Genomic DNA, 11,028 nt, shown 5'->3' with positions numbered 1-11,028 from the left:
GCGCGCCGCATCACAGCAGCATGATGGTGGCGAGGCCCAGGAATACGCCCATGCTGGCGATGTCGCTCATGGTGGTCAGGAAGATGCTGGAGGCGGCCGCAGGATCGGCCCCCGCCTTCTTCAGCAGGATCGGTATGATCGCCCCGGCAATGCCGCTGATCACGCAGGCCACGACCATGGATATGAACACCACCACGCCCAGCATCACAGCATTGTCGCCGCCTGTCATCGCGGCATAGGCATACATGCCGATCCCGGCCGTGATGCCCACCAGAGCGCCGTTAATGGTGCCAAGGATGCCTTCCTTCCAGACCAGCTTGCCCTCGCTGCCGGATTCAAGGTCACCCAGCGTCATGCCGCGCACCGTCACGGCCAGCGCCTGTGAGCCGGTATTGCCCGTCTGGCCCGCCATGACCGGCAGGAAGACGGCCAGGATCACCAGCTGCGCCAGCGTTTCCTCGAAGAAGCCCACCACGGCCGCGGCGACGAAGGCCGTCAGCAGGTTGATCTGCAGCCACGGGTGGCGAAGGAACAGGCTGCGCTTGATGGAGGTGTCCAGCCGCTCTGTCTTGTCGACGCCAACCATTTTACCGGCCTGGGCGGAGATCTCGATCACCTGGTTGCGGAACAATTCCTCGCCCCGGATGATGCCCGCCAGCGTGCCGTCGGCCTTGGTCACGGGATAGGCCGGGTAATGCAGCTTGGCCGCATCCTGCAGCGCATCGGGCAGGACGGTTCCGGTATCGAAGCTGAAAGGCTGCGGTATCATCACGGCTGACAGCTTGTCGCCGGGCTTGGCCAGCAGCATTTCGCGCATCACCACCACGCCCAGCAGCTTGCCGGCCTCGTCGGTAACATAGCCATAGGTGATGAAGGCCGTCTGCGTTTCGGCGCGCAGCTGTTCCACTGCCTGGGCAACCGTCTGGTCCGGCTTGAAGATGCCGACCGGCGGCGACATCAGCGAACCGATCGTCGTCGTCTCGAAATCGGTGTCCGCGTCCAGTTCCCCATTCACGGCTGCGACCGTATCCACGCCTTCCGGCGCGGCTGCCACTTCACTCATTTCCCGATTCCCCCAAGTTTCCAACACCTTCTGGCACGGATGCGCAGGATGCGGAAGGGGAGGGGGCGAAGCGTCGGGATGGCAATCATTAGTCCTCGAATGCGCGGACTGGCTCGGCAGACACCCGAATGGTCATCGATGCGCGAGCGCCTGGCATGAATATGGCATAGGAATGCCCAAGGCATCTATGCACCTTCATGACCCCAGCCATTGGAGTCACCGTCATGAAATCGCTCGAAGTTTTCGCAATTGCTCTGACCTGCGGCGGCCTGTCGATACCATTTGCGGCATCGGCGCAGAGCTTTCCGAGCATGCCCCGGGTCTCCGAACTCCCACGCATCCCGGAAACGGTCGGTGGCGTTCTGGAGCGCGCGGATCCTTCGGCGCGTAACGAAGGCGTGAATGCATCGTCCGGAGACCTCACCGACCAATATATGGCAGACGTGATGATCGTTGCGCAGGGCACCAGCTTTGCCGGCAACTCGGAGGCCGATGACCGGCGGCTCGACAAGGAAATCGAAATGTACCGCGCGGCCGTCGACAGGCTCGCAAGCGGTCGATACGCCTCGGTGCCGAAGCAGGTTCGCGATTCCATGGAATTGCAAATGATGCGCTATTTCGATCAGCGCACGCAGCGCGTCGATGCCGACATCAACTTCATCAAGGGGCGGGTCGCTGAAAATGCAGGGTATGACGAACGGATCGGGACCCGCGTATACAACGGACTGATCTCGCTGGACGCAGAAATGTATGCGGCCAACACGCTGTTTCCGGGACGGGCGGGCTACGCAGAAGCGCAAGCGAAGGTCGCAAAGCTCGTGGCCGATTTCGGATCACGCGGCGGCGAGGCCAATGCTGCCCTCGGCGAACTCGGGGCGGAGCAGGCAGCCAAGGTGAAGATGCCGCCCGCAACGACCAGGGATCCGGCGCTGGAAGCAATGTTCCGGCGGGCGTTCAAGAGTGGCGGTATGGGCGGGGAAATCCTGCTCATTAACCCGAGAGGCGGCTGGACGGTAAAGCGCAACAGCCTGGGCCGCGTGATTGGTGAGACGCACGACGCAGCGATTGCCGCGACGAACCCCAAGATCGAAGGCGTCTGCAATCTGTATGAGTTCACCATGCTCAAGGAGACGAATGGCCAGGTCACGCGAGACTCCCACACGACGCGGCGTATCGCGTGTGAGAACGTCAAATAGAGCGAAGCGCCGTCTACCCCGCCAGACCTCACACCGAACTGCGCTAGCCATAAATATGGCATTTCGCATGGCACCATGAATATGGTGTCTTGGTGACGAGGTCCGGAGGGGGAAGGGCAATGCCGAGAATAGCGAATTTCATCGATGCCAGGCTGCGCGTGGCCCTGGCGGTGATCGGCGGCGTCCTGGTCCTGCTTGCAAGTCAGGTCGCGACAGAGAGACTTTCGCGGGTCGGCGACTATGCGCAGGATGACAATCTGGTCCTGATCCTGCCGGGCGAGAATTCGCAAAATATGGCCAACGCAAAGCGTGTGAAGCCGGAATATACAGCCGTGCCAGCCTATGTTTACGACGATCCGGATCGCGGAGGGCCGGGCGTTTTCGAAACCCGTTTCGAATGGAGCGCGGACCAGCCGGAACCGGCCCTCTTGCTGGCCTATTTTCGCCGGCTGGACGCGATTGAATTGAACGGAAACCCGGTTGCCATGCAGAATTTGCGCAACCAGTCGCTGTTCGGATCCTGGCGCCCCACTGCGGTGCTGTTTGAAAGGGCGCACCTTCGTAACGGCGAGAATATCCTGCGCATCACCGATCCCGGGCGCTCTCGCAAAGTGCTTGCGCCTTTCAAGATCGCCCCGGCAGACTCTGCAGAGGCCGCTGCCTTTGCCGGCGAGTTCTTCGAACTGCATCTGGCACTGGCTGTGACCGGGATCATGCTGTTCGTTGCCCTGTTCTGCGCGTTTCTGAACTGGCCCAGGGCCGAGAAACTGCAGATCCGCTGTTTCATCCTGCTGCTGGCTTTATGGAGTGTCCGCAATGCGATGGGTTTCGACCTGTTTTCGGACCTGCCCGGGCCATGGGACGTGTTCGTAGCATACTGGATCGGATTTCTTCTTGCGGCGGGATATGCCGCTTATTGCTTCGCTTGGGCGGGCAAGGGCGGGCGATGGATCGCCGCGGCCTGGATCAGTGTCGCTCTGGCTATCCTGCTTACGATTGTGGTTGGACACGAGAGCCGCGGAGAGGCCTTCGAAATTTCCTATCTGGTTGAAAGCTTGCTGATACCGGCGTTCGTCCTGATAGCGATAGCAATCGCGGCCCGGGGAGAGCTGCAATCCGGCGCCGCTCGTCCGGTTCAGTTGTTGCTGATCGTCGGCGCGGGCGCTGCTTTGGCGGTCGACGCATTGGACGAACGCTTCGATATTTCCTTGGGCTTTATCGATCCCCAGCCGATGATCTATTATGCGACGCCGCGCCACGGCCTGCTGTTGGCGCTGGGTGTCTTGGGCGCGATGATCTTCCACCAGGTGCGCGCTCGCCGCCTGTCCGAAGATCTCGCCGGCGAATTGAATGCCCAGCTTGCTGTACGCACTGCGGAGCTGTCCGACGCACATGAGCGGGAGAAGCTGTTCGTCAGGCACGAGGCGCTGAACGAGGAACGCCAGAGAATAATGCGCGATATGCATGACGGGCTTGGCAGCCAGCTGATGAGCATGCTGCTCGCGGCTCGTCGCGGGAAGGCAGAGCCGGCGAAAGTCGCAGAAGGTCTGCAGCAGGTCGTCGATGAAATGCGCCTGATGATCGATTCCATGGATTCCCTTGGCGAAAACCTGACGGCGGCATTCTCCAGCTTTCGAGGCAGGTTGCAGCCGCGCATCGAAGATGCCGGGTTCACACTGGTCTGGAATGATCATACGGCAGGAGCCCTGCCGACTTACCGCGCGCGCACTACCTTGCAGATCTTTCGAATCATGCAGGAAGCAGTCGTCAATGCCCTCAAGCACTCGAATGGCACGACCATCGCCGTGACCGTGCAGGATGATCCGTCCGATCCCGCCGGGCTGCATGTCACGGTGGACGACGATGGGCCTGGCTTCGCGCCTCGCCGGAAAGGCGTGGATTCGGGTGGCTATGGCCTGGAAAACATGCGCGCCCGTGCGCGGTCCATCGGCGCCCGGATCGATTTTGGGCAGTCGCCATCAGGAGGTGGGCGCGTCGCGCTGAGCGTGCCGGCGGCAAATTCCGATACCATGCCGAGCCGTGCCGACTAACGGCACGAAGCATGCCATAGATCAGGCGCTGACGAGCCGCGGTCCCCACCTTACGATCATTTCGGCCCCGGGCGAGTTAATGGTCAAGCGAGTTATGAAATGAAAGACGAAGCGAGAGAGTGGGACAGCCGAATCGCCATCGTGGAAGACGACCCGGTCGTTCGCGAACACTTCATCGAGATCATCAGCGATGAAGATGGGCTCGACCTGATCGGCGTTGCTCCAACCCTGCGCAAGGCGGCTGATCTGCTCGCCCAAAAGCCCGATCTCATCCTTCTGGATATCGGATTGCCCGATGGTAGCGGGCTCGATTTTATCGAGGTGATCCGCGAACGCTGCGACACGAAGATCCTGATCGTCACCAGCTTCGGCGACCGCCAGACGGTTGTAACCGCCATTCGCGCAGGTGCAGACGGATATCTGCTCAAGGACAGCAATACCCATCAGATTCTGGATGGTATCGAAGCGACGCTTCAGGGCGGCGCACCGGTCAGTGCGTCGGCCGCAGTCTATCTGCTGGATAGGCTGCGTGAGGGGCCATCCAATCTGGATGCTGATGCCGCGAATAAGGAGAGCGTCCTCACCCCGCGCGAAGTCGAACTCCTCGAGCTGTTTGCCAAGGGGCAAAGTTACAAAGTGGCCGCCCGTGAACTGGGCATTTCTCCCCTGACAGTGGGCAATCACGTGAAGTCGATTTACCGCAAGCTCGCTGTGCACTCGCGTGGCGAGGCAGTGTATGAAGCGGTCAAGAGTGGTCAGCTGAAGCTGTAGTCAGGCTGCAATAGCCCATGCCATGCTTATGGCATCATAGGCATGGCATTTTTCGAGACCCCGCGGTCTTTAGGACAATTCCCAAATAAATCAGCGAGGGAATGTCCAAAATGTCGAAGTCACAGAGTTTGAAGTCCGCCCTTCTTCGGGCATCGGCACTAACCGGTGCGGTAGTTCCAGCTTTGCTGGTCGCTGCGCCAGCGCATGCAGCGACTGCAACGGCAAACTCGCAACCGCAAATGTCAAATGCCAATGGTGGTGTTTGCCAAGCCCGCGCATTTTTCACAATGACCGCCACAACTGACGATGATGGTATTGGGCGGGACGAAGTGGTTATTCGCGCCAGAAATGTGACAACAAACACCGAGATCGTGGCGCCGTCGACGTTCTTCACATTTGTACCACAAACCCGTCCGATCAATTACCAACTGAACATCCCCATTGGGGCGGACCGAGGCGAAATCGAAATCTCGATGTTTGATGTCGTGGCGGGCGTAGAGAGCGCAGTGCCTTTGGCGACCGTGACCGTCGACCGGTCGGATTTTACAAACCCCTTGGCCCCCAATTGTGCGCGATATGCTCTCAGTTCGCTCAACGCTGATGCAGGCCCGGATCAAACACTGAGTCCGACTTCTTCAGGGGTAGTCTCCACAACACTGGATTCGACGGCAACGAATGATCCCGACGGCGACAGTTTCTCAGTCATGTGGTCTCAGATTGCGGGTCCGCAGGCGACATTCAGCAACGCGGCCAGCCCGACACCCGATGTTCAGTTTCCTGCAGTTTCGCAGCCCACCACTTTTCAATTCAGGGTGACCGCGACGGACTCCACATCATTTTCAGATAGCGACATAGTATCTATAACCGTCAATCCTCCACCCAACCAAGCTCCCCAGATTGACCCCATCCCCGGGCAGCTTGTCTCGGAAGGTGATACGGTCCAGCTGAACGCTTCGGCGACAGATCCTGACGGGGATCCGCTCACCTATCAGTGGACGCAGCAGTCCGGACCGTCAATCACGCTCAGCGATCCTACGGCTCTTAATCCTACCTTCGTTGCGCCACCGCGGATGGCTAACCGGCAGGATATCATCCTGGTCTTCGAGGCCAGCGATGGCTCGCTCAGTTCAACCCGCTCGACCCGCATCGTCGTGGAGGCGAATCTGCCGCCCGTTGCAGCCTTTAACGCTCCGAACACGATTTCAGCCGGGCAGACTGTGACGCTTGACGGAACACCTTCCAGCGACCCTGAAGGCGATGCGCTCGTTTACCGCTGGGAGCAAACCGCTGGTCCGCCAGTCACACTCAACAACGCCAACTCAGCGATTGCGACTTTCACGGCTCCGGCATCAACGGGAACCGATGAAGTCTTCCGGTTCCGTCTCACTGTCACCGATACGTTTGATGCATCAGGAACTCGGAATACGGCGATCACGCTTCCGGCCAATAGCCGCCCGGTTCCCGATGCCGGTCCAGACCAGTCGGTTTCAAGCGGCTCGACCGTCACGCTGGACGGAAGCGGTTCGACCGACCCTGAAGGCGATGCAATCACCTACGAATGGGTGCAGACAAGCGGACCGACGGTCACGCTGTCGGACAACACCGTGGTTAATCCGACCTTCACTGCGCCCGATACGCTGGGTCAGGACGTGGACATCGAATTCAGCCTGACTGTGCGCGACGCGACCACAGGAACGGCCGATCTCGTGGAGGACACGGTCACGATTACCGTTCTCGCCAATCGCCCTCCCACGGCAGATGCCGGACCCGACCAAGGCCCGATTGACAGCGGACAGACGGTGACTCTCGACGGCACGGGATCGGCTGACCCCGACGGCGACCAGCTCTTCTACACCTGGGTTCAGGTCTCGGGCACTCCGGTGACCTTGAGCGATCCCAGTGCAGCGCAGCCGACCTTCACCGCGCCAAGCGTCATGGGCAATGAATCTCTGGAATTCAGCCTCACCGTGACGGATGTCGACGGGCAAGTCAAAGTGCTCCCGCAGCAGATCGACAATGTCGTCATCGAAGTCCGCGCGGTCGGATCGATAACGCTGATCCCGCAAATCACGGGACGCGATACGCAGGTATCGTTCACATCGGATGTTGCGGCTCTCGATACGACGGTCGCCACATCGGGCGGTACGGCGCAGGTCACGGCAAGCAGCGTTGCTGCAGGCAGCTATAATGTGTCCGTCGCCGACCTGTCCGCCGATGGCTACGTCATCACCGCCATCAACTGCAATGATACGGACTCGGTCGTCAGCCTGTCCGCCCGCTCTGTCGCCATCGAGCTGTCGGCGAACGAGGACCTTGTCTGCACATTCTCTGCGGTCAATTCGCGTGAAACGGCCAGCGCCGCGATCTACAACTTCCTGACGGGACGCAATGCGCTGATCCTTTCGCATCAGCCGGATCTGCAGCGCAGGCTCGATCGCCTGTCCGGCACTGCGGGCGCGCGCGCGGGTTCTGGTTCGATAACGGCCTATGGCGTCCCGGTTCCGGGTAGCGAGCGCTTGCCGGTGCAGGCCGAAATCGCGAGCGGATCGGTGCGGGTCAGTTCAAACCTGTCGATGGCGCTTGGATTCGGCGAGGAAGCAGAGCGCAAATTCGACGTCTGGACAGAAGCGTATTTCAGCCGTGCCAGCATCGGGCAACAGGATGGGGATTTCCGGATTCTCTATATTGGAGCCGATGTGAAGGTCGGCGAAAGTCTCCTGATCGGTGCATTGGTCCAGCAGGATAAATTCAGCGACCGCGGTAATCTGGATGTCGGGGAGGCAGAAGGCGATGGCTGGATGGCCGGCCCTTATCTGACCGCTCGCCTGGGACCGAATTTCTATGCCGAGGCGCGTGCAGCTTGGGGCCGATCCGAAAACACGGTTTCGCCCTTGCCCGGGCAGGTCGATGCTTTCGATACATCGCGAAGCTATTACGCAGGCTCCCTCATCGGGCAATTCGATATCGGCCAGCTTACGACTTTCCGGCCGGAAGTGACGGTTCGCTATCTGAGCGAGAAGCAGGCCGAATACACTGATGGTGGCGGGGTGGTGATCCCATCACAAACCGTGGCGCAGGGTGATGTCAGCTTCCGGCCCCGTGTCAGCCACATGATCGCAGTGGGCGATGGCTGGACGCTGAGGCCATTCGCCGAAGTGGAGGGCATCTATACCTTTGGGACCGATCCCGATCAGGCGATTGCCAACGCGCTGCCGGTCGGCTTTTCGCCGGTACTGGATGGCCTGCGCGGACGGGTAGAGGGCGGCTTTGACCTTCTGGGCAGCGGCGGGCTGCGCGCCACACTTTCCGGCTTCCACGATGGCATCGGCAGTGACGATTTCGCCAGCACCGGCGTGCATGTCGGCGTGTCCTTCAGCTTCTGAGAAAAGCGCTGCAGCACCGAAATCGATCGGCATCGAGAATTCCAAGTCTATCAGGAGAACGACAATGAAGAAAACCATCACCCTGTCCGCCGCAGCCCTTGCCCTCACGGGCTGCGGCGGCGCTGCGCAGTCAGACTCTTCGCTCCAGCCCGGCAAATGGCAAGTCGGGTTCGTCGCAACCTCGTTCGACATACCCGGCGCAACGCCCGAGCAGGAGGCGATGTTCGAGGACATGATCGGAGAAGGCGAAACGCAGGAGCAGTGCCTCACACCGGAAGAGGCCGAGCGCGGATTTCAACCAATGGCCGAAGCGTTCAGCCAGGCAGGCCAGGACAGCCCATGCGAGGTCGCGAACTTCGAGGCAGCCGGAGGCCAGATCAGCGGCGACATGGTGTGCACGATTGCCGGGGCGGACGAGCCGTTGACCTCAAAGATTTCCGGTATTTACGACGAAGCGAAGTTTACAATCGACATCGGGATGACGATGGAACGCCCGGATTTCCCGGAGGGCTCGGCAACGATGGGCATGAGGGTTAGCGGCGAGCGTCTTGGCGATTGCTGACCGGGACGCGGCGTGCAGCTCCGCAGGCTGGCAGGCAATTGCCTCGGCCTTGCGGAGATGTACCTGCACCGCCCGCGCGTTGGCGCCTTTCGGCTAGTCCAGAAAAGGGACCAGCCAACGCTCCAGCAACTCCGGATCATGATCCAGGCGTCGCATGGCCGTGAAAGATGCCCGTGCACCGCACGTGACATAAGCCTGATCCTCGCGCGCAGGAAAATCCTGCGGCTTGCCATTTGCGGTGACATGCAAGGTGCCTTCGAGGATCTGAAAAAGCGGCACCTTGCGGCCATCGGCCGCTTCTACGGAATACCATCCACTGTAGCTGTCAAATCGCGCGCCCGTGCCATACAGGCTGCATGTATGCGCATTTGCGCCGATGGCTTGCCCCCAGATCGTGTATGATCCATCAGGCGCCCGCGTCACGCGGGCCGACATCCGCGACGCACCGGCGAGCGCTGGGACAATCTTGTCGTAAAGCGGTGTGCCGATAAAACTTTCGGGCAATCCAACCGTGTCGTGAATGAAAAAGGCCGATTGCCCGGGCTCCAGGAAACCGACGTCGCCCCTGATGCCGTTCAACCGTGCAATGCGATCCAGATACGCGTTTTCCACGCATGCCACGTCGGCGCACCGATCGCGTTCTCGCATCCAGCGTTTTTGCGCAGGGATAACGCCCGGAGCAACACGCCGGGTATCCATGAAAAGGACTGCCATCACGCGATCAAGGTATCGCAGATTATCCTGTAATTCGCCGCAGATCATGCGCTCGACGCGAGAGCGCGCCTTCTCGCACGCAAAGGACGGCTCCATGCTCTCCAGGGCGTAAGCGCCGACGACGGTCTGCAGGCTTGCGAACTCCGCCCGATCCAGCAGGACTTGAGCGGCTCCGCCCACGACGAGAACCGACGCGTGGATACTCGCGTCACCCAGATAGGGAATCTGCTGCGGCGAAATCCGAGTGCGTTGAAAGATTGCGCCGGTAAAATCCGATTGCCCCCACGTCGGGAAGCTAGAAATGTCCACATCGGTGAGATCGGCTCCGCGGAAGCTGATTCCGTCGCGATCGAGGGGGCAGCCATCGGAGATAGTAATCCCGCATTCGAAGCGGAATTCCGTCATGATCGCGCCCGAAAGGTTCCAGCCATCGACGGTAGTATCCCAGCCGCCGCTGAAGTGGCCTCCGTCGAGCCGCGCGTCCTGCATGTCCACGTCTCGCAGCGAAGTATCCTGAAACCTCACTCCTGGAAGCGTCGCATTCAGAAAGCTGGCTCCGGTAAGGGTGCTTCGAGCGAATATCAGGTTGGGGACCGTGCTCGCGTCCCACCTGGAGTATGACAAGTCGCTTTGATGGAAGCAGATGTTGGCAAGATGATTTACGAGCCCGGCAAAATCCCAGCCTGAGAAATTTCCTCCGGCAATCTCGACGAAGGTTTCCGACGGATGCCGATCGCTTTGAGCCCGCGCGCGCTCGATAGCATCTCGAAACGCTGTGGGAGATTTCAGCTGGCTTCCATCGATGACCAGCGGGACCGGCTTGTTTTCGCTCGCCCAGCGTTCTCCGCTATCGTCGAGCAATATCGCGCTCTGCTGGGCGCAAGGCGACTGCGGCGCGCCCTGCGCCGCCGCTTCGGTCGCACAGATGCCAGCCAGGAACATGGCGGATCCGACGAGAGCCTTGCCCGGATGGCTGCCACGCATCCATTTTTGCCAAGAGGTGTTTCCGGTTATGGGCTGCCGCATATTTTCCTCTACCTCCCGCTCCATCGCGCCAGGCCTGTCATGCAAGACCGGCGCTGCTCGACCGGAATTGTGCCGGTGCCTGCTTCAATCCGCCGCATCGTCACGGATGTCCGACAACATTTCTTCCGGGCAAACATAGCACCGGCTCGAAGATCGAAGGAAGCTGCCACGGCTATGGGATTGAACCAGCTCGGACTGCGTTTCTGTTTGGTTTTGCTATGATCGAGAGCGACCCGCTTCCGCCGTTTTCTCGCCGGGGATC

At 60.4% G+C, this 11,028-nt stretch carries 7 protein-coding genes; 5 read left to right on the top strand and 2 right to left on the bottom strand.

Translation table 11 applies throughout. The features are described from left to right. Positions 1-10: 10 nt before the first annotated feature. Positions 11-1,063: a magnesium transporter gene (locus A6F65_RS11960; RefSeq protein ID WP_067789218.1), complete on the bottom strand. Its 1,053-nt coding sequence runs from the start codon at positions 1,061-1,063 to the stop codon at positions 11-13. Between the two features lie 224 nt (positions 1,064-1,287). Here A6F65_RS11960 and A6F65_RS11955 point away from each other — a divergent pair, with 224 nt between their 5' ends. The 5 genes from A6F65_RS11955 to A6F65_RS11935 all read left to right on the top strand — a co-directional run bounded on the left by A6F65_RS11955 (position 1,288) and on the right by A6F65_RS11935 (position 9,026). Next, positions 1,288-2,259, top strand: coding sequence for a hypothetical protein (locus A6F65_RS11955; protein WP_067789215.1), 972 nt, complete (start codon positions 1,288-1,290; stop codon positions 2,257-2,259). A 158-nt stretch (positions 2,260-2,417) separates the two neighbouring features. Next, a complete protein-coding gene (locus tag A6F65_RS11950; protein WP_205631878.1) occupies positions 2,418-4,310 on the top strand; it encodes a sensor histidine kinase in 1,893 nt (630 codons plus the stop codon). Positions 4,311-4,409: 99 nt separating this feature from the next. Further along, positions 4,410-5,081: a response regulator gene (locus A6F65_RS11945; protein ID WP_067789210.1), complete on the top strand. Its 672-nt coding sequence runs from the start codon at positions 4,410-4,412 to the stop codon at positions 5,079-5,081. Positions 5,082-5,320: 239 nt separating this feature from the next. Further along, positions 5,321-8,464 carry an autotransporter outer membrane beta-barrel domain-containing protein gene (locus A6F65_RS11940; protein WP_169817029.1) on the top strand — a complete coding sequence of 1,048 codons (3,144 nt, stop codon included), beginning with the start codon at positions 5,321-5,323 and terminating at the stop codon, positions 8,462-8,464. 64 nt (positions 8,465-8,528) lie between these two features. Then, entirely contained in the window at positions 8,529-9,026 is a 498-nt protein-coding gene (locus A6F65_RS11935; RefSeq protein WP_067789203.1) for a DUF3617 domain-containing protein, read from the top strand. 93 nt (positions 9,027-9,119) lie between these two features. On the opposite strand, the gene A6F65_RS11930 is transcribed toward A6F65_RS11935, so the two are convergent. After that, positions 9,120-10,790, bottom strand: coding sequence for a pentapeptide repeat-containing protein (locus A6F65_RS11930; RefSeq protein WP_067789199.1), 1,671 nt, complete (start codon positions 10,788-10,790; stop codon positions 9,120-9,122). Positions 10,791-11,028 lie beyond the last annotated feature (238 nt).

This window comes from Paraurantiacibacter namhicola, from assembly GCF_001687545.1.
Lineage (GTDB): Bacteria > Pseudomonadota > Alphaproteobacteria > Sphingomonadales > Sphingomonadaceae > Paraurantiacibacter > Paraurantiacibacter namhicola.
Note: the sequence above shows the minus strand (reverse complement) of the source record. Positions and strands in the feature narration are given on the sequence as shown.

Bases quoted from the DNA above. Each gene is read 5' to 3' on its own strand.
- A6F65_RS11955 (WP_067789215.1), top strand. From the start codon at position 1,288: ATGAAATCGCTCGAAGTTTTCGCAATTGCTCTGACCTGCGGCGGCCTG.
- A6F65_RS11935 (WP_067789203.1), top strand. From the start codon at position 8,529: ATGAAGAAAACCATCACCCTGTCCGCCGCAGCCCTTGCCCTCACGGGC.
- A6F65_RS11945 (WP_067789210.1), top strand. From the start codon at position 4,410: ATGAAAGACGAAGCGAGAGAGTGGGACAGCCGAATCGCCATCGTGGAA.
- A6F65_RS11960 (WP_067789218.1), bottom strand. From the start codon at position 1,063: ATGAGTGAAGTGGCAGCCGCGCCGGAAGGCGTGGATACGGTCGCAGCC.
- A6F65_RS11930 (WP_067789199.1), bottom strand. From the start codon at position 10,790: ATGGAGCGGGAGGTAGAGGAAAATATGCGGCAGCCCATAACCGGAAAC.
- A6F65_RS11940 (WP_169817029.1), top strand. From the start codon at position 5,321: ATGTCAAATGCCAATGGTGGTGTTTGCCAAGCCCGCGCATTTTTCACA.